Source organism: Peribacillus faecalis (assembly GCF_014712675.1).
In the GTDB taxonomy this organism is placed as follows: Bacteria; Bacillota; Bacilli; order Bacillales; family DSM-1321; genus Bacillus_AD; species Bacillus_AD faecalis.
In genome coordinates this window covers 1-22,790 of record NZ_JACXSI010000045.1, presented here as the reverse complement: position 1 = coordinate 22,790, position 22,790 = coordinate 1, and the positions used below count along the sequence as shown (strand labels likewise).

At 41.3% G+C, this 22,790-nt stretch carries 23 protein-coding genes and 1 riboswitch; of the genes, 17 read left to right on the top strand and 6 right to left on the bottom strand.

The annotated features are described in order from the left end of the window. The first annotated feature begins 20 nt into the window (after nucleotides 1-20). On the top strand, nucleotides 21-2,594 hold the full coding sequence (adhE, locus tag IEO70_RS15640; RefSeq protein ID WP_235973628.1) for a bifunctional acetaldehyde-CoA/alcohol dehydrogenase: 2,574 nt from the start codon (nucleotides 21-23) through the stop codon (nucleotides 2,592-2,594). Nucleotides 2,595-3,140: 546 nt separating this feature from the next. Next, on the top strand, nucleotides 3,141-3,875 hold the full coding sequence (locus IEO70_RS15635; RefSeq protein WP_190999308.1) for a DUF975 family protein: 735 nt from the start codon (nucleotides 3,141-3,143) through the stop codon (nucleotides 3,873-3,875). 55 nt (nucleotides 3,876-3,930) lie between these two features. Here IEO70_RS15635 and IEO70_RS15630 read toward each other — a convergent pair whose 3' ends face one another. From IEO70_RS15630 to IEO70_RS15620, 3 genes are all read right to left on the bottom strand, one after another. Next, a complete protein-coding gene (locus IEO70_RS15630) occupies nucleotides 3,931-5,622 on the bottom strand; it encodes a methyl-accepting chemotaxis protein (protein WP_190999307.1) in 1,692 nt (563 codons plus the stop codon). Nucleotides 5,623-5,958: 336 nt separating this feature from the next. Beyond that, nucleotides 5,959-6,690: a 2,3-diphosphoglycerate-dependent phosphoglycerate mutase gene (gene gpmA, locus IEO70_RS15625; protein WP_190999306.1), complete on the bottom strand. Its 732-nt coding sequence runs from the start codon at nucleotides 6,688-6,690 to the stop codon at nucleotides 5,959-5,961. Nucleotides 6,691-7,033: 343 nt separating this feature from the next. After that, a complete protein-coding gene (locus IEO70_RS15620) occupies nucleotides 7,034-8,200 on the bottom strand; it encodes a pyridoxal phosphate-dependent aminotransferase (RefSeq protein ID WP_190999305.1) in 1,167 nt (388 codons plus the stop codon). Nucleotides 8,201-8,329: 129 nt separating this feature from the next. On the opposite strand from IEO70_RS15620, the gene IEO70_RS15615 reads away from it, so the two are divergent. The 6 genes from IEO70_RS15615 to IEO70_RS15590 all read left to right on the top strand — a co-directional run bounded on the left by IEO70_RS15615 (nucleotide 8,330) and on the right by IEO70_RS15590 (nucleotide 13,685). Next, a complete protein-coding gene (locus IEO70_RS15615) occupies nucleotides 8,330-9,124 on the top strand; it encodes a carbon-nitrogen family hydrolase (protein WP_190999304.1) in 795 nt (264 codons plus the stop codon). A gap of 106 nt (nucleotides 9,125-9,230) precedes the next feature. Next, nucleotides 9,231-9,336, top strand: a riboswitch (SAM riboswitch). 84 nt (nucleotides 9,337-9,420) lie between these two features. Further along, the gene (locus IEO70_RS15610; protein ID WP_190999303.1) at nucleotides 9,421-10,434 is read left to right on the top strand and encodes a methionine ABC transporter ATP-binding protein; all 1,014 of its coding nucleotides are present in this window, start codon (nucleotides 9,421-9,423) and stop codon (nucleotides 10,432-10,434) included. Continuing rightward, nucleotides 10,424-11,095, top strand: a complete 672-nt coding sequence (locus IEO70_RS15605) for a methionine ABC transporter permease (protein WP_190999302.1) — start codon at nucleotides 10,424-10,426, stop codon at nucleotides 11,093-11,095. Before IEO70_RS15610 ends, IEO70_RS15605 begins: the two co-directional genes overlap by 11 nt. Before the next feature lie 18 nt (nucleotides 11,096-11,113). Further along, nucleotides 11,114-11,938 (top strand): MetQ/NlpA family ABC transporter substrate-binding protein, encoded by an 825-nt coding sequence (locus tag IEO70_RS15600; RefSeq protein WP_190999301.1) that lies wholly within the window; start codon nucleotides 11,114-11,116, stop codon nucleotides 11,936-11,938. Nucleotides 11,939-12,192: 254 nt separating this feature from the next. After that, on the top strand, nucleotides 12,193-13,278 hold the full coding sequence (locus IEO70_RS15595) for an iron-containing alcohol dehydrogenase family protein (protein WP_190999300.1): 1,086 nt from the start codon (nucleotides 12,193-12,195) through the stop codon (nucleotides 13,276-13,278). Next, a complete protein-coding gene (locus IEO70_RS15590; protein ID WP_190999299.1) occupies nucleotides 13,275-13,685 on the top strand; it encodes a GNAT family N-acetyltransferase in 411 nt (136 codons plus the stop codon). The genes IEO70_RS15595 and IEO70_RS15590 overlap by 4 nt, the downstream gene beginning before the upstream one ends. Before the next feature lie 49 nt (nucleotides 13,686-13,734). Here the strand turns inward: IEO70_RS15590 and IEO70_RS15585 are convergent, their stop codons facing one another. Beyond that, complete coding sequence (locus IEO70_RS15585; protein WP_190999298.1) at nucleotides 13,735-14,901, bottom strand: MFS transporter; 1,167 nt, start codon at nucleotides 14,899-14,901, stop codon at nucleotides 13,735-13,737. An 80-nt stretch (nucleotides 14,902-14,981) separates the two neighbouring features. Between IEO70_RS15585 and yeiL the strand changes: the two genes are divergently transcribed. Beyond that, a complete protein-coding gene (yeiL, locus tag IEO70_RS15580) occupies nucleotides 14,982-15,653 on the top strand; it encodes a transcriptional regulator YeiL (RefSeq protein WP_190999297.1) in 672 nt (223 codons plus the stop codon). A gap of 35 nt (nucleotides 15,654-15,688) precedes the next feature. Here the strand turns inward: yeiL and rluF are convergent, their stop codons facing one another. Then, on the bottom strand, nucleotides 15,689-16,393 hold the full coding sequence (rluF, locus tag IEO70_RS15575) for a 23S rRNA pseudouridine(2604) synthase RluF (RefSeq protein WP_190999296.1): 705 nt from the start codon (nucleotides 16,391-16,393) through the stop codon (nucleotides 15,689-15,691). A 146-nt stretch (nucleotides 16,394-16,539) separates the two neighbouring features. On the opposite strand from rluF, the gene IEO70_RS15570 reads away from it, so the two are divergent. The 8 genes from IEO70_RS15570 (at nucleotide 16,540) to IEO70_RS15535 (ending at nucleotide 22,616) form a co-directional block, all read left to right on the top strand. Beyond that, nucleotides 16,540-17,214 (top strand): SOS response-associated peptidase, encoded by a 675-nt coding sequence (locus IEO70_RS15570; protein ID WP_190999295.1) that lies wholly within the window; start codon nucleotides 16,540-16,542, stop codon nucleotides 17,212-17,214. A 129-nt stretch (nucleotides 17,215-17,343) separates the two neighbouring features. Beyond that, nucleotides 17,344-18,207 (top strand): beta-ketoacyl-[acyl-carrier-protein] synthase family protein, encoded by an 864-nt coding sequence (locus IEO70_RS15565; RefSeq protein WP_190999294.1) that lies wholly within the window; start codon nucleotides 17,344-17,346, stop codon nucleotides 18,205-18,207. Then, nucleotides 18,104-18,448 carry a thiolase C-terminal domain-containing protein gene (locus IEO70_RS20460; RefSeq protein ID WP_407949485.1) on the top strand — a complete coding sequence of 115 codons (345 nt, stop codon included), beginning with the start codon at nucleotides 18,104-18,106 and terminating at the stop codon, nucleotides 18,446-18,448. The genes IEO70_RS15565 and IEO70_RS20460 overlap by 104 nt, the downstream gene beginning before the upstream one ends. 57 nt (nucleotides 18,449-18,505) lie before the next feature. After that, nucleotides 18,506-18,898 carry a Zn-ribbon domain-containing OB-fold protein gene (locus IEO70_RS15555; RefSeq protein ID WP_190999292.1) on the top strand — a complete coding sequence of 131 codons (393 nt, stop codon included), beginning with the start codon at nucleotides 18,506-18,508 and terminating at the stop codon, nucleotides 18,896-18,898. A 140-nt stretch (nucleotides 18,899-19,038) separates the two neighbouring features. Beyond that, complete coding sequence (locus tag IEO70_RS15550) at nucleotides 19,039-19,800, top strand: DUF2087 domain-containing protein (RefSeq protein WP_190999291.1); 762 nt, start codon at nucleotides 19,039-19,041, stop codon at nucleotides 19,798-19,800. Between the two features lie 178 nt (nucleotides 19,801-19,978). After that, nucleotides 19,979-20,350, top strand: a complete 372-nt coding sequence (locus IEO70_RS15545; protein WP_190999290.1) for a DUF3221 domain-containing protein — start codon at nucleotides 19,979-19,981, stop codon at nucleotides 20,348-20,350. Nucleotides 20,351-20,458: 108 nt separating this feature from the next. Further along, entirely contained in the window at nucleotides 20,459-20,716 is a 258-nt protein-coding gene (locus IEO70_RS15540) for an Ada metal-binding domain-containing protein (RefSeq protein ID WP_190999289.1), read from the top strand. 100 nt (nucleotides 20,717-20,816) lie between these two features. Next, complete coding sequence (locus IEO70_RS15535) at nucleotides 20,817-22,616, top strand: S9 family peptidase (RefSeq protein ID WP_190999288.1); 1,800 nt, start codon at nucleotides 20,817-20,819, stop codon at nucleotides 22,614-22,616. 64 nt (nucleotides 22,617-22,680) lie between these two features. Here the strand turns inward: IEO70_RS15535 and IEO70_RS15530 are convergent. Next, the coding region (locus IEO70_RS15530) for an IS3 family transposase (RefSeq protein WP_190999287.1) at nucleotides 22,681-22,790 on the bottom strand (110 nt) is incomplete at its 5' end.

Below are 22,790 nucleotides of genomic sequence, written 5' to 3'. Positions count from 1 at the left end.
ATGATGCAGTTAAAGAGGAAATGACAGTACAAAACATGGTCGATGAACTTGCACAAAAAGGTAGAGTTGCCTTGAAAGAATTCATGGAGCTTGACCAAGCGGCAATTGACAATATTGTGAAAGAAATGGCGTTAGCCGGTCTTGATCAGCATATGACATTAGCGAAGCACGCGATTGAAGAAACAGGTCGCGGTGTTTACGAAGATAAAATCACGAAAAATATTTTCGCGACTGAATATATTTACCACAATGTCAAATATGATAAAACAGTCGGCATCATCAACGAGAATAAATATGAGAATGTTTATGAAATTGCTGAGCCGGTTGGTGTGGTAGCAGGGGTTACACCAGTAACAAACCCGACATCCACTACAATGTTCAAAGCAATTATCTCGATTAAAACGCGCAACCCGATCATTTTTGCCTTCCACCCATCAGCGCAAAAATGCAGCAGTGAAGCAGCTAGAATTTTACGAGATGCAGCAGTGAAGGCGGGAGCTCCTAAAAACTGTATTCAATGGATTGAAACACCATCAATTGAAGCGACAAAACAATTGATGAACCATAAAGATATAGCACTAGTACTTGCGACAGGCGGTGCCGGAATGGTGAAATCAGCGTACTCAACAGGTAAACCGGCACTTGGTGTAGGTCCTGGTAACGTACCTTGCTATTTCGAAAAAACAACAGACGTTAAACGTTCTGTTAATGACTTAATTCTTTCTAAAACATTCGACAACGGGATGATTTGTGCGTCAGAACAAGCTGTAATCGTTGATAAAGAAATTTATAAAGAAGTGAAAAACGAGTTAATCTATAATAACTGCCATTTCTTAAGTGCAGAAGAAAAACAAAAAGTAGAAAAAACAGTGATCAATGAGATTACAGGTGCTGTCAATGCGGATATCGTAGGGAAGCCTGCTCACGTGATTGCAAAAATGGCCGGTGTAATTGTTCCGGAAAATACAAAAATCTTGATTGCTGAATGTAAATCAGTCGGACCTCAAGAGCCGCTTTCAAGAGAAAAACTATCTCCTGTACTAGCTTGCTTCAAATCTCAAAGCACAGAAGATGGTATTCGATTAGCAGAAGAAATGCTTGAATTCGGAGGACTTGGTCACTCAGCTGTTATTCATTCTAATAATCAAGAAGTAATCGAACAATATGGCCTTCGCATGAAAGCATGCCGTATTATTGTTAACTCACCATCTTCACAAGGTGCGATCGGTGACATCTATAACGCATACATGCCTTCATTGACACTAGGCTGCGGTTCTTACGGAAACAACTCTGTTAGCTCAAATGTTACGACAGTGCATATGTTAAATATTAAGAAAATGGCGATGAGAAATGTGAATATGCAATGGTTCAAAGTTCCACCTAAAGTGTATTTCGAGAAAAATTCAATTCAATATTTAGCAAAAATGCCTAAAATAAAAAAAGCATTTATCGTAACAGATAAAGGTATGGTTGATTTAGGTTACGTTGATCGTATTCTTTACTACTTAAGAAAACGTCCTGACTATGTACACTGCGAGATTTTCTCAGATGTAGAGCCGGATCCATCAGTGGATACAGTTATGAAGGGCGCAGATATGATGAAACAATTCGAGCCGGATGTCATCATTGCACTTGGCGGCGGTTCCGCAATGGATGCTGCGAAAGGTATGTGGCTGTTCTATGAATATCCTGATTTGTCTTTCCACGGCTTAAAACAAAAATTCTTAGATATCCGTAAACGTGTATTCAAGTATCCAAACCTTGGCCATCAAGCGCAATTCGTGGCAATTCCGACTACTTCAGGTACAGGTTCAGAGGTTACTAGCTTCGCAGTTATTACAGATAAAACAAATAATGTGAAATACCCATTAGCTGATTACGAGTTAACACCAGATGTGGCGATTATTGATCCGCAATTCGTTATGACTGTGCCACCGGCTGTAACAGCTGATACAGGTATGGACGTATTGACACATGCGATTGAAGCGTACGTATCTAATATGGCCAATGACTACACAGACGGATTAGCGATCAAAGCAATCCAGCTAGTATTCGAATACTTGCCAAGAGCGTACCGCAACGGCAGCAGTGATGAACTTGCCCGTGAAAAAATGCATAACGCATCTACAATCGCAGGTATGGCATTCGCGAATGCTTTCTTAGGTATTAACCATAGTTTGGCGCATAAGCTTGGACCTGAGTTCAACATTGCGCACGGAAGAGCAAACTCAATTTTATTGCCGCATGTCATCCGTTACAATGCGACAAAACCGACGAAGTTTGCGGCATTCCCTAAATACGAGCATTTCATCGCTGACAAACGTTATGCGGAAATTGCAAAAGTGCTAGGTTTACCTTGCAGCACAACGGAAGAAGGCGTAGAAAGCTTAGTACAAGCTATTATTAAACTGGCAAAAGAAATGAACGTACCGACAAGCATCGCAGCTTGCGGCGTTTCAAAAGAAGAATTTGAAAGCAAAGTAGAATACTTGGCAGACCGTGCATTCGAAGATCAATGTACTACTGCAAACCCTAAACTTCCACTAGTAACAGAATTAGTAGAAGTATACCGAAATGCTTATAAAGGGGTTTAATCTCCTTTATATATAAAGTGAAACTTTGCTCGGGGGGCTTCTCATCCCCACCGAGCATTAGTTGTAGCAAACCAATCGGGCTTTTAGGGACAGTGACCTCCCACTTAGCTGTCTCATTCTATTTGCCCTCTTGGAGTGGGAGTATTACTGTCCCTTAATGAGGGACAAATCATCATCTCCTTTTGGCCCCATTTCCTTTCTGGAATGGGGTCCTTTTGCATCTTATAAAAGTATATAATTTTTGAACCTGGAAAGCTGTCTATCCTTATACCTGCCATGCTCGGAGGCCTACAGGATGTAGGTCATATTGGCGAAGACATGCGGACGTAGCGCTCTTAGTCGCTGTTCCTTACTTGTAGGCCGCTTCCGCATTTCGGTTCCCGTATGTCTCCTTTTTCGTTGAAGTGAACTCAAGTGGCAGATTCAGAAATGAAAAGGACCGGTAACGGTTTTTCTAACTGTTTATGAATCGGGTAAATGAGGTAAAGAATGGTTGTAATCGGGAAATGGCGTGATAGGAATTTTCTTAATAGAGGAGAGATTAACATGAAAGCATCTGACTTTAAAGCACATGCCAAAAATGCGCTGAAAGGGAAATGGGGAGTGGCGATTGGTGCATTTCTTGTTTTTTCCGTTGTCAGCGGTTTGACCGGCATGATACCTGAAAGATATTCATGGGTGTCACCGATTATCTTCGTCTTGATTACCGCACCGTTGTCAGTCGGCTATGCTTGGTTTAACTTAGATATTAAGCGAACAGAAAAACCGGAAATTGAAACTTTATTCTCTGGCTTCGGCAAAGGCTATGTCCGCAATGTGCTGGCATCTGTTTCAGTATCAGTATTTACTTTCTTATGGTCATTATTATTAATTGTACCGGGTGTTATTAAAGCATTGTCTTATTCGATGACTTTTTATATTTTGAAAGACCGACCAGAATTGAGCGCTTATGAAGCAATCACCGAAAGTCGAAAAATGATGGATGGCAAGAAGAAACAATTATTTTACTTAGTGCTTTCTTTCATTGTTTGGTACTTAATCCCGATTGCTTTATACTTAGTCGGCGGTATCACTTTAATAATGGTTTTCTACGGAAGTAATTCTGTTGTACTTGCAACGACTGGTTTAGTGTGTGTATCAGTCGCATCTATTTCATTATTTGTCATTAGCTTTTACGTGACACCTTATTATATGACGAGTGTAGCAACTTTCTATGATGAATATGCGAAAGTGGAATATGATGCAGTGAAAATCGATCATCCGCATGCTTCAGGGCATTGATGGTTGAATAGTAAATACAACAAAGCCTCCGGGTATACCCGGAGGCTTTGTTGTTTTACAGATTGAATTTTTGAATCTGCTTCTGCAGATCAGATCCCATTTCCGCTAATGTATTGACGGAAGCTGCGATTTCTTCTGCGGAAGCTTTTTGTTCTTCGACAGAAGTGAAAATTGTTTCGGCAATGTTTGCTGTTTGTTCAGCGGTTGTAGAAATTCCTTCGAATGAGCTCATAATTTCTGCTGCTTTTTCGATGGCTTCTTTTAATTGGTGGGAAACATCTTCAACCTTTTCAGTAACACTATTGGTTGTTTCCTGGATGACAGCAAACGATTGGCCGGCCTCAGAAACGGCTTCCTTTCCTTGGGTAACTTCTGCCGTTACTTTTTCCATTGATTCAACTGCTTTTGTCGTTTCAGTTTGAATACTTGCAATCAATTGAGCAATTTGATTGGCTGAATCAGCTGATTGTTCGGCAAGTCTGCGCACTTCTTCAGAAACTACAGCAAAACCTCGTCCGTGTTCACCTGCTCTTGCAGCTTCAATTGCGGCATTTAACGCCAATAAATTTGTTTGATCAGCAAGAGCCGTAATGACTTCAGTAATTTTACCTATTTCTTTGGAACGTTTGCCCAGACCGTCCACTACATCTCCTAATGAATCAACATAAGCATGAATATGGTCTATTTGCTTTTCAGCATGTCGGATAGCCACTTGCCCTGCCTTTGTTTTTTCTGTAGAGTCCGATGAGTACTCGGCTAATTGTTCGTTATGGTCAGAAACAAGCGATAAGTTTTTGTTCGTTTGTTTCAAGAGCAGGGTCATTGATTCGACGCTTTGTGCTTGCTGTTCTGCGCCGATTAATACTTTTTCCATTGTAGCGGCAATTTGTTCTGATGCCTGGCTGTTTTGTTCAGCAATTGCGCTTAGCTCCTCGGAAGATACGGCAACCTTTTCTGCTGCTCCGTCCATTTGCTGAATAAGTTCCTGAAGGTTATGGGCCATTGTATTAACGGAACTCCCCAGCAAGCCGATTTCGTCTTTCGATCTCACCTTTATAGGTTCGATTTGCAAGTTTCCTTGAGCAATTTGATTTACAGATTCTGCTGCTATTATTAAAGGGCGAACACCTCGAGATATTAATTGCCAGCTAAGTATAATTCCAATTACCATCATAATAATTACAACTGCAATAATATTATTTCGAACTTTAGCAGCAGATGCCTCATAAGGCGTGTTAGGCACTCCGGTAAACCAAATACCGATTGTTTCGCCGGAGCCATTTTTAATTGGCGTATAAATGGATTGATTTATTATACCGACGACTTCCGCTTCACCTTGAAAGGTTTCATCTTTTTCTATAACAGCTTTTTCAATGGCTGTCGAGACGGTTGTACCTACAGCTCTGGAATTATCTTCTAGTTTGACGTTTGTAGCAACTCTTGTATTTCCCATGAAAATGGTAACATTACTTCCTGTCATATCACCGATTTCATCCACAATTTTAAAGTTGTTGTTCATAAGTTGATCGCCTTTATATAATTGGCCGTCTTTTATTTTCCACTGTCCCGGGTAGCGTTCATTGATTACTGCCATCCCAAGAGCTGAGTCACCTCTAACTTTATGGTTTGCTGTTTCTATCGTCTTTTCATAAACTTGAAAAATCGCATATGTTCCAATTACCGCTGTTCCTATTAGAAAGGAGATAGAAAAGAAGAGAATTAATTTAGTTGTTACTGAACGTTTCATGATGCCTCCAATTTTGTTTAATTATGTATTTTTAACCAAATAAATATAACACCACAATGATATTTTGACAATTTTTATTTTTTAATATATTGCGTGGATATATTGAGAAGTTTAGCTTGCCGGGTGGGTATGAAGTTGGGGGCTTAGCATTAGTACATTATTCAGCCGGCATGCGCTCCAAAAAGAGGTGAGTTTTAAACGAATACATAATCTTATTAGAGGAAGAGGGCTGTGATTTTTGTGTGTAGGTAGTGGCATTTGGCCTTTCTCGATAGTAATTTGGAAAGTCTGCCAAAACAAAAATGAGCACCGGCGCTTGGCTTGTGCTCATTTTTATTACATATGCCGCGGTACGGCATCTTTCGGCAATTCGCCCTCGTGCGATAAATAGTAGTGGCGAATCGGTTTCAAATTGTCATCAAGTTCATAGACGAGCGGCGTTCCGGTTGGAATGTTAAGGCTTGCGATGCCATCACTTGAAACGTTGTCTAAATATTGTACAAGCGCACGAATTGTATTGCCGTGCGCTGCGATAATGATTTTTTGGTTGGCCTGCAGCTGCGGGACAATTTTTTCATGCCATTCTCTCAGTACTCGTTCTTCTGTATCGGATAGGTTCTCGGTTAGCGGAATTTCACCCTCGCTTAATGTATGGTATTTATATTCATGACCTGGATAACGCGGGTCATTTTTTGTTAAGGCAGGCGGGCGCACGTCAACGGAACGGCGCCATAGATGTACTTGCTCTTCACCATATTTGTCAGCAGTTTCTTTTTTGTTTAATCCTTGTAAAGCTCCATAGTGGCGCTCGTTCAACTTCCACGTTTTGTGTATAGGAATCCACATTAAATCCATCTCATGCAAAATGAGCCAAAGCGTTCGGATAGCACGCTTTAATACAGAAGTGAAGGCCATATTGAATTCAAAGCCGTTTGCTTTTAAAATCTGCCCCGCTTCCCGTGCTTCCTTCAGTCCTTCATCCGACAAATCAACATCCGTCCAACCGGTGAAACGATTCTCCAAATTCCACAAACTTTCCCCGTGCCGAATCAATACAAGTTTTTTCATGTTATTCCAGCTCCCGTTCTTAGTCAATATACGGTTACTATTACCCGCAATGGGCAGAAGATATGTATACATTTCATTTTTAAGTAAAAAAACGGCAATTTCGTTCGATAATAGTCTGGAAATCCTGCAAAAAGCATTCTTTTTAAGAAATAAGGACAAATTATTGTGATTTTCAATTAGGAAATTATTGAACAAGGAAGGAGGGGAGAGCTTGAAGTGAAAAAATAGGGCGAAAGCGGGCAAAGATAGAGCATCGGACTAAGCAATAGAGCGGCTTAGTCTTGCCACTTAAAGCAAAACGGAAGGCTGCCGACGGAAACCGGCAGCCGCCAATGTAGGCAAATTAGCTGAAAAAGCTGAGTTTACCAATTCGTTCAATCGCTTCAATAAGCCGGTCTTCATCAACTAATAAACCAACGCGGATGTAACCTTCACCGTATTTCCCAAAACCATTGCCGGCTGCGACTGCCACGTCGGCTTTTTCGAGTAAATAGTCTGCAAAGCTTTCACTTGTGAAGCCGGTAGGAACAGGTAACCAGGCGAAGAAGGAACCGGTCGGCGCATCAACATCCCAGCCGATTTTACGGCAAGCATCAATGAGTGTGTTACGACGTTTTCCATATAGGGAAACAAGCTCATTAACGCAGCTTTGATCCTCGGCCAGAGCTGCGACTGCCGCTTTTTGCACAGCAGGGAAAAGGCTGACATACAAGTGATCTTGAATTAAATTCAGTGCTTCAATAATTTCAGAATTGCCGACAGCAAACCCAACCCGCCATCCGGCCATATTATAGGTTTTCGATAACGTGTACATTTCAATCCCAACATCCTTTGCTCCCTCCGCTTCGAGGAAGCTGACCGGTTTTTTGCCGTCAAAGCCGATAGCCCCGTAAGCAAAGTCATGAAGGACTGAAATATTGTGTTTCTTTGCGAATGCAACAGTTTCGTCAAAGAATGCCCGACTGGCGGTTGCACCGGTAGGGTTATTCGGATAGTTCAAATACATCAGCTTTGCTTGATGTTTCTGCTCATCCGGAATGCTGTTATAATCGGGCAGAAATTGATTTTCTTTTGTAAGCGGAATAGTTTCGTAGTTTACATTTGCCAGTACAACTCCGGATAAATAGTCGGGGTACCCTGGGTCAGGCAGCAACATCATTTCTCCTTCATTCAGCAGGCACATCGGCAGCTCGACCAGTCCGGCTTTCGTGCCAAATAAAATGGCCACCTCAGATTTCGGGTCAATCGTTACGCCGTATTGATCATAATAAAATTGAGCAGCTGCTTCCTTCAGTTCATCTAAGCCGCGGAATGGCGAATATTTATGGGTTAGTGTATCTTCAGCCGCTTCTTGCAAAGCTTTTACGATATGTGGGGGTGTCGGCTGATCGGGATTGCCTTGTCCGAGATTAATAATGTCTCTTCCTTCGGCAATAGCGCTGTTGACCTTTTGAACTAACGTTGCAAAAAATTGAACTGGCAGTTTCTTTAAGCGATCTGAGTATGTCATAGTATCCACCTTTTAATAATTATAATTTTTAATGTTCTAAGGACCGGTGACGGTTTTTCTTTTAATATTGCAATAATAGTTAAAATTCTATAATCTTTAATAAAAAATGTCTAGGGTGTGGTGAATGCTATGAAAATAGCAGTTGTTCAAATGGATGTGGCTTTTGCTGATCCGGAGAAAAATTTTTTGCGAGCGCAAAACTGGATTGAAGAGGCGGCAGAGAATGCGGTGGATACAATTGTTTTGCCAGAAATGTGGAATGCGGGATATGCATTAGAAGAACTTGATAGATTGGCGGATGAAAACGGTGAGAGAACGAAGGCGTTCTTGAGCGAACAGGCGAAAAAATGCAACGTGAACATTGTCGGCGGCTCGGTTGCAGTTAAGAAAAACGGGCAATATTTTAATACACAATATGTGACCAACCGCAATGGAGATATTGTTGCTGAGTATGATAAAGCCCATCTTTTTAAGCTGATGGATGAGCATCTGTATATGAACGCCGGAGAAAAGGCGAATGTGTTTAACATAGAAGGAGTAACGTGCGGAGGGGTAATTTGTTATGATTTACGCTTTCCGGAATGGATTCGCGCGCATGTGTTGAAGGGTGCTCAAATCATGTTTATTCCGGCGCAATGGCCGAGCAAACGTATTGACCATTGGCAACTGCTTCTTCAGGCACGGGCAATCGAGAATCAATGCTATATTGTTGCAGTTAATCGTGTCGGCAAAGATCCGAATAATGAATTCAATGGCCACTCCATGGTGATTGCGCCTTGGGGTGATTTGCTTTTAAGTGGTGAAACGAGCGAAGGTATTTTATATGCGGAGCTTGATTTACAAGAAGTTAAACGGGTTCGCGATACCATTCCAGTGTTTAACGACCGCAGACCGAATTTATACGAAAAAATTTTTTCTGAGTAAAAACATCGATTTTATAAGGGTGTAAGCGGTTTGTAAAAAAATATTATTTTAACATATTGACAGATTATCAGAAAATTTGTAATATAATCATTAAATCAAAACGAAATGCTTATCAAGAGTGACTGAGGGACATGGCCCGATGACGTCCGGCAACCCCCGTTAAGGGAAGGTGCCAATTCCTGCAGAATGATGTTCATTCTGAAAGATAAGTCGAGATCAAATTGTATTTCGATGTCCCTTTCAGATGAGAGGGACATTTTTTGTTACTGAAATTGTGTAGAAAATGGGGTCGGCAGATGATTAAAATTCACAATCTAACGAAAGTATACAAAACGAAAAAAGGCACCGTGAATGGGGTTGAGCATGTTTCTTTGACTGTCGGAGAAGGTGAAATATTCGGAATTGTCGGTTATTCAGGTGCCGGTAAGAGCTCGCTTCTGCGCTGCATTAATTTGCTAGAGCGCCCGACTGATGGAAGCATTACTGTTGATGGTGTTGATTTGACATCGCTAAGCAGCGAGGAACTGCGCCAGGCACGTTTGAAAATCGGTATGATATTTCAACATTTTTATTTAATCAGTCAGAAAACTGTTTTCGAAAATATCGTTTTCTCCTTGAAGGCTGCAAAAGTCCCAAAGGAAGAAATAAAAGAGCGAGTGGAAGAACTGCTGCGTATGGTCGGACTATCTGAAAAGCGGGATGTATATCCTTCGCAGTTGAGTGGCGGGCAGAAGCAGCGGGTGGCGATAGCAAGGGCGCTCGCAAACAGTCCGAAAGTGCTCCTCTGTGATGAAGCAACATCGGCGCTCGATCCGACGACAACGAAATCTATCTTGAATTTATTGAAAAAAATCAACAAGGAACTCAATATTACCATTGTCCTTATTACGCATGAGATGAATGTCGTAAAGGAAATATGTAACCGAATGGCGATTATGCAGGACGGCAAAGTGATTGAGGAAGGCTCCGTATATGATGTGTTTGCAAAACCGAAGACAGATTTGACAAAGGAATTTATCAGCAGCGTCGTTTCGTTTGATATTCCGGAAGAAATTTTGCAAAAATGCGAAGGTCCGATTGTCAAGGTTACGTTCCGTGGCACAGTTGCCGGAGAGGGCATCATTTCGGATACGCTTCAGCAATTTCAAGTGAAGGGGAACTTCCTTCACGGTTCGATTGAATATATTCAAGAATTGCCTTTAGGCATTTTCATCATGGAACTTCGTGGCCAAAAAGAGGAGATTGAAAAAGCGATAGCCTACATAGAAAAACGAGAAGCTGAAGTGGAGGTGCTGCATCATGGGCTTTGATTTCAATCACTTTGTCGAATTGATTCCGGACATTAATACGGCATTTATGCAGACACTTTATATGATTACGATTTCCTTGTCTGTTGCGGTTGTCATTGGTTTGCCGGTTGGTATTCTTTTATATGTGACTGATAAAGGGCTGTTTTGGGAAAGCAAGACGGTACAAACAATTTTAGGATTTGTCGTCAATCTTGTCCGTTCCATCCCATTCATAATTTTGTTGGTAGCGCTTATGCCGCTGACAGAACTTTTAGTAAAAACAACGATTGGACCGTTGGCAGCAAGCGTATCACTGTCAGTGGCGGCAATTCCGTTTTTTGCAAGAATTGTAGAAACAGCTTTGCGCGAGATTGATAAAGGTGTCATTGAAGCGGCGATTGCGGCCGGAGCGACACCATGGATGATTATTAAGGATGTGTTGTTACTTGAAGCACGATCAGGGATTATCTCAGGTGTAACATTGACTTTAATTAGCCTCATTGGGTTTTCGGCAATGGCTGGTACAGTAGGCGGCGGAGGAATAGGTGATTTGGCAATCCGTTATGGTTATTATCGCTATGATAATACAATTATGTTCGCGACTGTCCTCATTTTGATTATTTTAGTTCAGGTTATCCAACTTGCTGGTGATTTCATCGCCAAAGTAGTAGATAAAAGATAGAGAAAAAGGAGAAATAATATGAAAAAGTGGATTTCAGCATTTATTTTATTATTAGTGTTAGGAGCATTTACAGCATGCAGTGACAATGAGAGCAGCAGCGACACAAGTTCAGATTCAAAGGAAATTAAAATCGGGGCAACGTCGGGTCCATACAGCGATATGGTTTCAAAAGCAATCAAGCCTGGTCTTGAAGAATTAGGATACGAAGTTGAAGTAGTTGAATTCAGTGATTATATCCAGCCCAATAAAGCACTAGATGGCGGTGATATTGATGCGAATCTATTCCAACATACTATTTACCTAGAGAATTTTGAAAAAGAGAACAAAATGGATTTAACTGCATTGATTACTGTACCAACTGCACCAATGGGTATTTATTCAAATACATATAAGTCTTTTGATGAAGTGAAGGACGGGGCAACCATTACGATTCCAAATGACCCGGTAAATGCAGCGCGAGCGTTAAATACTCTGCAAGATGAAGGATTAATCGTTGTAGATGAGAAAGTTGATCCGTTAAAGGTATCTGAAAAAGATATTATCGAAAATAAGAAAAACTTGAAATTCCAGCCGCTTGAATCAGGTCAGCTTCCTCGTTCTGTTGATAGTGCTGATTTAGCAGCAGTTCCAGGAAATTTCGCATTAGCTGCAGGCATGGACTTATTAAGTGCATTAGGGCTAGAGAATATGCTTGATCAATACCGTAATGTAGTTGCTGTTAAGGCTGAAAATGAAGATTCTCAATTGGCGAAAGATCTATTATCTGTTGTCGAATCTGAAGATTTTGAAAAAGTAATTGACGAACAGTTTACTGGTTTCGGCAAACCTGAGTGGATGAAGTAAATAGAAAAAACGTCACCGGTCCTTTTTCATCATGAATAGTCTACTTAGACTCACTTCGATGAAAAAGGAACACCGGCTAAAGGCACCACGTCCGCATGCCTTCGCCGATATGATATACATCCTGTAGGCCTCCGAGCATGCTGGTATAAGGTTAGACAGAATTTGAAAGTGCATATGTATAACATTCCCCGCTTTTATGATGGTTTCCATCGTAAAGTGGGGTTTTACTTATAAAAAGAAAAGAGTGATGAAAAATGGCTGTATTTTCGGTTCATGGTGCGCCGAGTGAATATATATTGAAGGAAAACGTGCTTGATTTGCTGGAAAGCAAGCTGCTGGAGCGGGATTTGCGTTCTTGTTTAGTAGTGCATGGGAATAAGTCTTGGGAAGCTGCCAAGCCGTATTGGCCAAGATTAAAAGAGGTGAAAATGCAAGAGTATACATACGGTGGTGAATGTTCGTTTGCAGAAATTGAAAGAGTGGTCCAAATAGTTGAGACGCAATCCTTTGATGCAGTCATTGGTATCGGAGGAGGCAAGGTGCTTGATTTAGTTAAAGCGGTTTGCAATCAAACGAAAAGGCAGTCAATTTTAATCCCGACATTACCATCGAACTGCTCGCCGTGGACACCTTTAAGCGTGATTTATGATGAGACAGGAGCATTTATCCGTTATGATATATACCCAGTTTGCACGAGTCTTGTGCTGGTGGAACCGGATATGTTGTTAAAAGCCCCGATTGAAATGCTGATTGCAGGAATTGGCGATACGTTGGCGAAGTGGTATGAAGCGGATGTACAGATGGCTGTTATTGAAAATAAATCTGTTCCGCTGCAAATCTCGCATTATGCAGCCGGCCAATGTAAGGATATTTTGCTTCAGCATTCGCATGGTGCGCTGGAGGCTGTGAAATCTGGGGCAGTAAATGGCGATTTTATAAAAGTAACGGAAGCAATTTTCATGCTTGGAGGAATGGTTGGCGGATATGGCGATCATTACGGGAGAATTGCCGGAGCGCATGCGATTCATAATGGTCTGACAGTTCTGGAGGAGACGCATGATGCTCTTCATGGAGATAAGGTGGCCTACGGTATTCTTGTTCAGCTTGTCCTTGAGAACAAATGGACCGAAATTGAAATTTTAAGACCATTTTATGAAAAACTTGGTCTGCCATTGTCGCTTAAAGATTTGGGTGTGGAAAAGGTGACAAAATCATTAGTTGCTGCTGTTGCTGAAAAGGCAACTGTAGCACAGGAATCGATTCATGTCATGCCTATTGGTGAAATTTCGGCAGAGCGGGTAAAGGAAGCGGTTTTGGAACTTGAGGAGATAGTTAAATGAACATTATTTATAAAGAACAAAAGACTATTAGTCAGGCAGATTTAAAATCCTTATATGAAGATGTGGAATGGTATGCCTATACAAAGGATCTAAACCAGCTGCAGCAAGCATTGGAAAATTCCTTATACGTTTCAACAGCGTGGCAAGACGAGCGTTTGGTGGGCTTAGTCAGGGTAGTCGGAGACGGGCTGACAATCATATACATACAAGATATTTTGGTGTTAAATAACTATCAGAATCAAGGCATTGCGACAATATTGATGAATCAAGTGATCGAAAAATTTAATGAGGTGCGGCAAAAAGTATTATTGACGGAAGAAGCGCCGGACGTGCGCCATTTTTACGAAAAAAACGGCTTTCAGTCGTGCGATCAAGGAACGTTAGTGGCTTTTGCGAGACTGAATTAATAGGAAGAACAGCACACAACAACTTTTAGTCTATTGTGTGCTGTTCTTTTTAGCTTTGCACTGAAACAGAATGGAATGTTTTCGTGTGCAGTCGAAGAGTTAGAAGCAGTGCCGGTATTGTGAAAACAATCATGCCAAGGAATGCGAGTCTCGGTTCGAATTCGTATAAATAGCCGCCGAGCAATGTCAGGATTGCTGTGCCCCAGCTGAGAGCCAGTGCCGAATAGACGCCTTGAGCATTGGGGATTTGCACTTTTGGCAAATGCTGCGTGATATATAAAATAAAGGCGTAATGCGCCACCCCGAATGAGAGGGCGTGCAAGCTTTGTGAAAAGATGAATACCCAAATGTTCGGGAAGAAATAGACGAGCAACCAGCGCAACGTCGAACCTGCCGCAGCCAATAGCAGCAACGATGCCGGCTTCCATTTTCCAAACCAGCTGTCGGCTTTCGCAAAATATAAAATTTCAAATATAACGCCGATGTTAATGATCATGCCAATATAAAATTTTGCCACGCCTAAGTCTTGCAAGTATATGTAGCCATAATTGTAATACGATGCATGCGACCCTTGCAGCAGAATCACAATTAGCAATACCATCGGAAAGCCTTTAATGCTCATTAAGCTGCGGAATGACTGGTTTCTTTTTTCGCTTCTATCCGGATTCTGCATTAAAACAGCCGGTGCCGGTATGAAGGAATGAGCAATCATTGCCAATAGTCCGACAACCATCGCCCAGTAAATCGCAGTATCTCCGAAGAAGCCTGTTATCATGCTGATAATCAGCACGGATACGATAAAGCCGAATGAGCCGTACGAGCGGCTTTTTCCATATTGCAGGTTGCCGTGCTGCATGAGAACACCTGCTGTGCTGTCAAGTGCCGGCATAATCGCCGGATAGAAAAAGCTGAATAAGAATGTTACGGCAAAGAGAGCAGTAAAAGATGATGCCGGTAAATAAAGCAATGCCGTAATCAGTCCGGTAATCATTAGCAAAGTAATGACACGTTTATTGCTGTAATGCTTCGATACGACTGGAAAAGCAAATAAAGTAGAAACGCCGCGTGCGACTAAGCTGAAGCTCATAATTAAGCTTGCTTCTGCGACAGTTAGCCCTTTTGCATCAATGAGCCAGCCGGTCCAGTACGGTAAAAAAATGCCCCACGTCATAAAAAATAAGAAAAAGTTTTGCGACATCCATCGCTGTTGATTCATGTTAATCCCTCCATCTCATTGCATAGTAGCACGGAATTATTTACAATAATATGAGATATCTCATAGTTCGGAGGGAAAATATGCATATTGTTTTGGAGCCGAAACGCTCTGCTTATTTAGGAAATCATGCTTTTCAGTCGTTATTTTCATTTCCGATTGCCGATCATATTCAAGTGCAAGTATTTGAGCGTGGCGAGTTTATTTTGAAAGAAGGTTCGTATCCGGAATATTTATATTACATGGTCGAGGGGAAGGCAAAAATTTATTTAACGCATGCGAACGGAAAAGTTTCTCTTATTCATTTCATCCAGCCGGGCACGTTTATTGGCGAAATGGAGCTGTTGAATGAGGCTTATTATACGAAGGGCATTCAAACGTCGGCGAAAACAGTTTGTTTTGCAGTACCGGTTCATGCTTGTAAGGAACAGCTTTTGAATGATCCGGCGTTTTTAAAGCATTTGTGTATTTCGTTAAGTAAAAAGGAAATGGTGATGGCAGCAAAATATACGCAAAGTCTTGCTTACCCATTAGAAAATCGGTTAGCGGAGTTTCTGTTGCTATCGGCTGATGATGATTTTTATAAGGAAAAACATACTGAGATTTGCGAGTATTTAGGGGTATCATACCGGCATTTATTGCATGTGTTTGCGCAGTTTATTGAAGCGGGGTATATCGAGAAGCAGGGGCGTGGATTTTTGATTAAGAATAAAGAAGCGTTACAGGAGCTGGCGACAACGATTTATGCAAAATAGGAGAGCTGTCCAGAAAATCTGGACAGCCACACAGTTTAACTTCTTGGTGTATAGTTTAAATCATTAAATAATTGTTTCAGCTCAGCGTCCGTCAAATCGCGCCATTCACCGGTCTTCAAGTTGCCCAGATGAATGTTCATAATGCGAATACGTCTTAATGCTCTAACCTCATAGCCGAGTGCTGCACACATGCGGCGAATTTGGCGATTCAAGCCTTGCATCAGTGTGATGTTAAAGACATTTTTTGAAACTTGTTTCACTTTGCAAGGAAGTGTTTTCGTATCTAAAATTTCAACCCCGGATGCCATCTTTTTCAGGAATTCTTGCGTGATCGGCTTATCGACTGTGACGATATATTCCTTCTCATGTTTGTTTTCGGCACGCAAAATTTCATTGACGATATCGCCGTCATTCGTCAGCAAAATCAATCCGTCTGAATCTTTATCCAATCGTCCAATATGAAAAATACGAAGCGGATGATTGACGAAATCGACAATATTGCCTTTAATATGACGTTCTGTTGTGCTTGTGATGCCGACTGGCTTGTTCAATGCGATATACACATTTTCATGCTTTTTCGAAATCGGTTTGCCGTCAACGCACACGACGTCCCCGTTTTCCGCTTGGCTTCCCAGTTCTGCAACGACGCCATTGATCGTTACACGGCCTTCTGTGATCAATTTATCGGCTCCCCGTCGGGACGTGAAACCTGTTTCACTAATAAATTTATTAATTCTCAAAAATAACACCTGCTGTTTTTAAATTTGGATTATCGTTTTCTTCTAATAAGATAACGTAAAAGCTATGCTATATTCAAGAGGGACAGGCTAAAAGCATTTAGAGACTATTATATTTGGGTAAACTTTTTACTAGAGAGGTGGAGCATATGTGCGGAAGATATACTTTGTTTACGAAATATGAGGATATCATTAATCGGTTTCATATTGAAGCGGGGATCACGGAAGATGAATATATTCAGAGCTATAATATCGCTCCATCGCAGCGGGTCCTTTCCGTTATTAATGATGGTTCCGTTAATCGATTAGGGTATTTGAAGTGGGGACTGGTGCCGGCTTGGGCGAAGGATGAGAAAATCGGCTATAAGCTCATTAATGCGAGAGCAGAATCGCTGACTGACAAGCCAAGCTTTCGCAAAGCTTATCAAAACCGCCGCTGTTTAATCATTTCCGATTCCTTTTACGAATGGAAGCGCAATGGCGACATCAAAATTCCAATGCGAATTAAGCTTAAATCGGACGACCTTTTTGCGATGGCAGGCCTATGGGAAGCATGGACATCACCGCAAGGCACTAAGCTGTATACGTGCACGATTATAACGACGGGTGCCAATGGAATTGTCGCACCAATTCACGACCGGATGCCGGTAATTTTGCCGAAAGAACTTGAATCGGAGTGGTTGAATCCGGCTGTACATAATGCTGCTGAATTAGACCGTCTGTTGAAGCCTTATGACGAGCAGCTTATGGAGGCATATGAAGTATCTGCAGCAGTCAATTCGCCGAAGCAAAATAATCCGGATCTTTTAAAACGAATTGGATAAGAAGCTGTTTGCTTTTCGCCATAATGCGAGAGCGGACGGCTTTTTTGTTTATCAAACATGTCCAGAGGGTAAAAACTTTAGTAGATGGTTTGTTCGGGTTGGCTGCAATAGCGGTGAAGGAAGCACTCAATGATGCGCATACTGATCCGAAAGATGATTGATATGTTTATCATCGGCAATCATATGCCGCAAAGCATAAATATGGGCAGTCTTTATACACAGCTATCTAAATGGCTTGGTACAGAAATGAAGGCAGGTGTGCAAATCAGCACAGCTTGCGCCTCGACAAATGTAGGGGCGACATTAGCGGCAGCCCAAATTGCATCGGGTGTTTGTAAAAAAGTGCTTGTTGTCGGATTGGAGGTAACACAAAGCAGCGTAAAAGGGAGAAGTCAGATTAATCGAATTCCTATGACACCGGAAAATATAAGATTATGGACGGACTTTGCTGTCAATCAGCCGTATGCGGTGCAGCAAGGGTTTGACATGCTTCCGATATACGATGCTTTTCTTGATTTAGGGTATAGCCGTAAATATGGTTATTTCATTGAGGAATATGACCGCGGTATGATGGAAGTTTGCCGAACATTCCGCCTGCATGCATCACTGACACCAAAAGCATTGATTCAAGAAACATTGGAGAATGAAGCAGAGCGGCTCGGCTACAAAGATTTTATGGAATTTTGGAAATCTGCCTACAATCCATTCTTAGCTTGGCCGACACGTTTGCGCAGTGTTATTACAGCGTGTGATGGAGCGACGGCAATGGTTTTAAGCAATCACGACGGTGCGAAGGAGTACTCCGGCACACCAATCGAACTGATGGGATGGGGTATTTCCGTTGGTGACCTACCTTGGTATCGGGAGGATCCGACCATTTGGCCCTCCGATGTTTCGGCTTTTGCAAAAGCATATAGTATGTCCGGCATTTCGATTGAAGATGTCGGTTATTTGTATTGCCTGCTCTCACATTTCTGCCATCTGTTCTGCTGAGCTTTGCGGCTATTTGCCTGCAGGTCAAGGCTTGAAGCTGGCTGAGGAGGGGGAATTGCGTTTTGATGGCTCTCGTCCGATGAATACACATGGCGGCCGACATGCTTTTGGTGATGCTTGTGCGGCAAGCGCCGGATCGGATACATATGAGGCAGTCAATCAGATGAGGGGCTACGCTGGTGCAAAACAATTCCGAAAGTACCGGAAATTGCATTGCTGCATTCGCACGGGTACGCAATGATCAGCACCGTCTTAGTGTTGAAAGGGGGGATGTGAAATTGCGGAATCTATTGTCAAGATGTACTATGACTATTTAAAAGACGGCAAAATCGTAGGCAAGAGATGCCATCGTTGCAGAAAAATCACTTTTCCTCCGACGACAAGATGCGAATATTGCGGAAGTGATGATCAAGATTGGTTTGTCCTGACAGGCAGAGGCAAATTGCTGTTTGTCTCGCACGGTATGACACCCACGCCTAATCCGCGATTTGATGAATTGGCGCCGTATGCATATGGCCATATCAAACTAGAAGAAGGTGTCATCGTTGAAGCTATTATCACGAATGTTGGCATTACTCCGGAAGAGCTGAATGATTATTTTGAGATAGGACCTGTCGATGTAGAGGCAGATATTATTGAGGTAATGAATTTACCGGTTTTAGCATTTAAGGTGTCTTCAATTGAGGTTTGATGATTTAGTCAAATCGGTTTAGTTGAAACGAAGATCCGGAAATTGGGTCTTCGTTTTTTATATTCTGAATTGAAAGAAAAAGGACAAATATATATAATGTTTATATATATTATAAACAAATAGGAAGGTTGTTTGTTTTTATGGAGAAGGATCGATTTTGGGATGCATCGGTGGAAGAGCTTGCAACCGGTTATGTTTATGATGAAAAGCTGGATGAGTATATTTGTCTTCTATGCGATGTCCGATTTGAGAATGGCGTCATTTATCAGCAAGACGGCATACTTTATGAAGCGAAGAAAGCGGCAGCGCGCCACGTAGAGGCAGTTCATGGATCAATGTTCGATTACATGCTGAATATGGATAAGAAATATACGGGCTTGTCGGAGCATCAAAGGGAATTGCTTCAGTTGTTCAAAAACGGTCTCAGTGATCAAGAAATCGTCAAAGAGCTGAATGGCGGCAGTACGTCGACAATCCGGAATCATCGGTTTAAATTTAAGGAAAAAGAAAAGCAAGCTAAAATATATTTAACAATCATGACGCTTTTGAAAAATTCAAGGGAAGAAAAGAAGAATGATGCTTTAATTTCCATTCATAAAGGAGCGAAGATGGTGGACGAACGCTATGCGATTACGATTGAGGAAAAAGAAAAAGTATTGGCGACTTATTTTAAAGATGGGTTAAATGGAATGCTTTCGACTTTCCCGAGTAAGGAAAAAAGGAAAATCATTGTGCTGCAACATATTTTGCCCCGATTTGACCGTAATAAAAAGTATTCAGAGAAAGAAATTAATGATGTGCTGAAATCGATTTATCATGATTTTGCGACAATCAGACGCTATTTAATTGAATACGGATTTATGGAGCGCAGCAAAGATTGTACGGAGTATTGGGTGAAGTGATGACAAAAAGAGGTGCGAATTATAAGCACCTCTTTACTTTTTACGGACAGCAAAAATGATGGCGGTTGATTTTCAAAGAATAGGTTTTCCTTACCTTTCACAGGCTAGTTTTAGTGTATCATATTCCATTAATTGGATTGTATAATAGAGAAAAATGGTGGTGACGAGGTGTTTTTAAATGAGGTTGTTAAAACGACTTTCACGCCTGCTTATTCTGGCTGTAGTTTTGTTTGGCTTTCTCTTAATTGATGATATTTTGAGCAGCTGGAATTTGAAAGATGAACATGGGCATGTAGGCTATGTCATTTTTAATAATGGAACTGCTTATTTTGTTCAAGGTGAGAAACCCGAGCCAATAAATTATACAAACGATTATATCTTGCATTCGGAAAGATGCATACCCGGTGATGCAATTTTGCAAAATAGCGCTTTTAAGATTATGATAAATGGCATTAAAAGCGGGGACAAAGTACGTATATGGTATAAAGAAGTTTTGGAATCCTATCCGGCACGGATTAATGTAATTGATATAGAGAAGATTGAGGAATAGTTCGTCTTCACATTCGGATTAAGAGGAATTTTTCACAGTGAAAGGGGGAGAGAAGAGGTGTTTCCAGTTGTAAAGACAGAAAGATTAGTTTTAAGAGAAGGGTAAACAATGAAAAAACAATATAAATTAGTCAACGAATCAGGAAAAGAATATATAAGTGATTGTAATGGATCGATAGGTGGTCATAAAAAGTTAAAAATATATGGTCGGCTTGATTGTCCTTCAGCTCTTCGACATCTTGAAAAAGGGCATTACGCTAAGCATCGGGTATTTTTTGCGGATGAACAGACGGCCAAAGCTGCAGGGTTCCGGCCATGCGGGATTTGTATGAAAGAGGCTTATTTGAAGTGGAAGGAGCAGCAATAACGAGAGACTGTCTCTTGTATTTTAAAGATACTGGTTTAAAATACAAGACATGAAATATTTGGCAAAATAGTTCTATCATATATAAAGGGAGTGTTTTGTAATGCTTACATTTCCGCAACCTGATTTGGAAAACTTTTTACGTACATATGGAGTTCAAAGATTTGCTGTTAGTCCTGACGAGAAACAGTTAGTTTTCAGTACGAATTTAAATGGGAAATATAACTTGTGGGCAATGGACCTGCCCAATACATTTCCGTACCCTCTCACGTTTATTGACCAAAGCTGTCAAACTTTGCAATATGACGAACAAGGAAGATTTATCATCGCCAGTTTCGATTTCGACGGCAATGAAAATTCGCAGCTATACGCACTTCCATTGCAAGGCGGCACAATGAAGGAGGTTGTCTATCAGGAAAATACCCGTAATGCATATCCGATTTTATCTGAGGATGGAAAAAGGATGTACTATACGTCTTCTAAGGACAATCCTCTATTTTTGAACAGCTATTGTATTGATTTGGAATCCGGAGAAGAAAAATTAATCGTTGAAGGGAAAGAAGCACCCGGGTATGTGATTGCATTAAGTCCGGATGAATCTACTATTCTATATTATAAGCATTTTGCCAATACACATTCTTTAATTGTTGCTAAGCGCGGGGAGGAGGGAATTTTGTTAACACCTCCAACTGAAGCGCAGCACACAGTCAGTGATGTTGTGTTTGTTTCGGACACGCTAGTGTATTTGCTGACGAATTATGATGCGGACTTCACATACTTGGCATCTTTCGATTTAGAGACGAAGAATTTTTCTAAAATAAAAGAATTGCATAATGAGAGTTTCAACAGTTTGTATTACAACAAAGACATGCAACTTCTTTACGTAAGCAGCGAAAAGGGTGTTGAGGACTTTTTATATGAATATGATCTGCAAAATGGCGATTGGAAACAGCTTGAGATCCCGTGCTCGGTGATTGTACAGTTAGTTGCGCATAAATCAGGAGCTATTTATTTATTGGGAAAAAGCTCGACTTCTCCGCAAAACATTTATAAAAGAGTTGGGGATGAATGGGTTACATTAACAAATTATAAAGTGCCCGGCGTCGGTGCCGATGAACTGGCAGAGCCGCAAGTAGTTAAATACACATCCTTTGATGGTTTGGAAATTGAAGCGCTACTGTATAAAGCGAAACAAGAAGTTGATGCAGGGAAAATAATCTTTATGCCGCACGGCGGTCCGCAGTATGCTGAGAGAAAAGAATTTGATGCGGATGTTCAAGCCTTGCTGCAAGCAGGGTACAGCATTTTCGCACCCAATTTCCGAGGCTCGACAGGCTACGGTTTAAAGTTTATGAAGATGGTTGATGGTGATTGGGGGCATGGTCCGCGACTTGATAATATTGCCGGCTTAGAATGGCTGATAGAAAATGGGCATGCCTCAAAAGGTGAAATCATTTTAATGGGCGGCAGCTATGGCGGTTATATGGCATTGCTTTTACACGGTCGTCATGCGGAATATTTCAGTGCTGTTGTTGATATTTGCGGCCCATCAGATTTGTTTTCATTCATCAATTCTGTTCCGGAAGATTGGAAGCCAATTATGGATCAGTGGGTTGGAAATCCGGAAAAAGACCGCGAAAAGCTGATTGAATTCTCGCCAATCACTTATTTAGAGGGGATGACGAAACCGATGCTTGTTATCCAAGGCGCGAACGATCCCCGAGTAGTGAAAGAAGAGTCGGAAAAAATTGTACAGGCATTGCGTCAAAAAGGACGAACTGTTGAATATATGCTGTTAGAGGATGAAGGTCACGGATTATCAAAAAAAGAAAATCATATTGCTGTTTCTAAAAGAATTCTGACTTTTATAGAAGGTGTCACGAGTGAAAAAGTTAATGTGTAACTAAAAGAGGCATGCCCGATTATGAAATGTACCCTTTGTAAAGGACATTTATAAAAAAGGACGCTTAGGCTGCTTGATTAAGATGATCTCTGTATTGTACAGGGGTCATCTTATTTAATTTCCATTGATATCTGTAATGATTGTAGTAAGTCATATACCGTTTGATTTCACGTT

Excerpts from the sequence above, each read along its gene's own strand:
- adhE (WP_235973628.1), top strand. The coding sequence starts at position 21 with ATGACAGTACAAAACATGGTCGATGAACTTGCACAAAAAGGTAGAGTT.
- IEO70_RS15635 (WP_190999308.1), top strand. The coding sequence starts at position 3,141 with ATGAAAGCATCTGACTTTAAAGCACATGCCAAAAATGCGCTGAAAGGG.
- IEO70_RS15630 (WP_190999307.1), bottom strand. The coding sequence starts at position 5,622 with ATGAAACGTTCAGTAACAACTAAATTAATTCTCTTCTTTTCTATCTCC.
- gpmA (WP_190999306.1), bottom strand. The coding sequence starts at position 6,690 with ATGAAAAAACTTGTATTGATTCGGCACGGGGAAAGTTTGTGGAATTTG.
- IEO70_RS15620 (WP_190999305.1), bottom strand. The coding sequence starts at position 8,200 with ATGACATACTCAGATCGCTTAAAGAAACTGCCAGTTCAATTTTTTGCA.
- IEO70_RS15615 (WP_190999304.1), top strand. The coding sequence starts at position 8,330 with ATGAAAATAGCAGTTGTTCAAATGGATGTGGCTTTTGCTGATCCGGAG.
- IEO70_RS15610 (WP_190999303.1), top strand. The coding sequence starts at position 9,421 with ATGATTAAAATTCACAATCTAACGAAAGTATACAAAACGAAAAAAGGC.
- IEO70_RS15605 (WP_190999302.1), top strand. The coding sequence starts at position 10,424 with ATGGGCTTTGATTTCAATCACTTTGTCGAATTGATTCCGGACATTAAT.
- IEO70_RS15600 (WP_190999301.1), top strand. The coding sequence starts at position 11,114 with ATGAAAAAGTGGATTTCAGCATTTATTTTATTATTAGTGTTAGGAGCA.
- IEO70_RS15595 (WP_190999300.1), top strand. The coding sequence starts at position 12,193 with ATGGCTGTATTTTCGGTTCATGGTGCGCCGAGTGAATATATATTGAAG.
- IEO70_RS15590 (WP_190999299.1), top strand. The coding sequence starts at position 13,275 with ATGAACATTATTTATAAAGAACAAAAGACTATTAGTCAGGCAGATTTA.
- IEO70_RS15585 (WP_190999298.1), bottom strand. The coding sequence starts at position 14,901 with ATGAATCAACAGCGATGGATGTCGCAAAACTTTTTCTTATTTTTTATG.
- yeiL (WP_190999297.1), top strand. The coding sequence starts at position 14,982 with ATGCATATTGTTTTGGAGCCGAAACGCTCTGCTTATTTAGGAAATCAT.
- IEO70_RS15570 (WP_190999295.1), top strand. The coding sequence starts at position 16,540 with ATGTGCGGAAGATATACTTTGTTTACGAAATATGAGGATATCATTAAT.
- IEO70_RS15565 (WP_190999294.1), top strand. The coding sequence starts at position 17,344 with ATGATGCGCATACTGATCCGAAAGATGATTGATATGTTTATCATCGGC.
- IEO70_RS20460 (WP_407949485.1), top strand. The coding sequence starts at position 18,104 with ATGTTTCGGCTTTTGCAAAAGCATATAGTATGTCCGGCATTTCGATTG.
- IEO70_RS15555 (WP_190999292.1), top strand. The coding sequence starts at position 18,506 with ATGTACTATGACTATTTAAAAGACGGCAAAATCGTAGGCAAGAGATGC.
- IEO70_RS15550 (WP_190999291.1), top strand. The coding sequence starts at position 19,039 with ATGGAGAAGGATCGATTTTGGGATGCATCGGTGGAAGAGCTTGCAACC.
- IEO70_RS15545 (WP_190999290.1), top strand. The coding sequence starts at position 19,979 with ATGAGGTTGTTAAAACGACTTTCACGCCTGCTTATTCTGGCTGTAGTT.
- IEO70_RS15540 (WP_190999289.1), top strand. The coding sequence starts at position 20,459 with ATGAAAAAACAATATAAATTAGTCAACGAATCAGGAAAAGAATATATA.
- IEO70_RS15535 (WP_190999288.1), top strand. The coding sequence starts at position 20,817 with ATGCTTACATTTCCGCAACCTGATTTGGAAAACTTTTTACGTACATAT.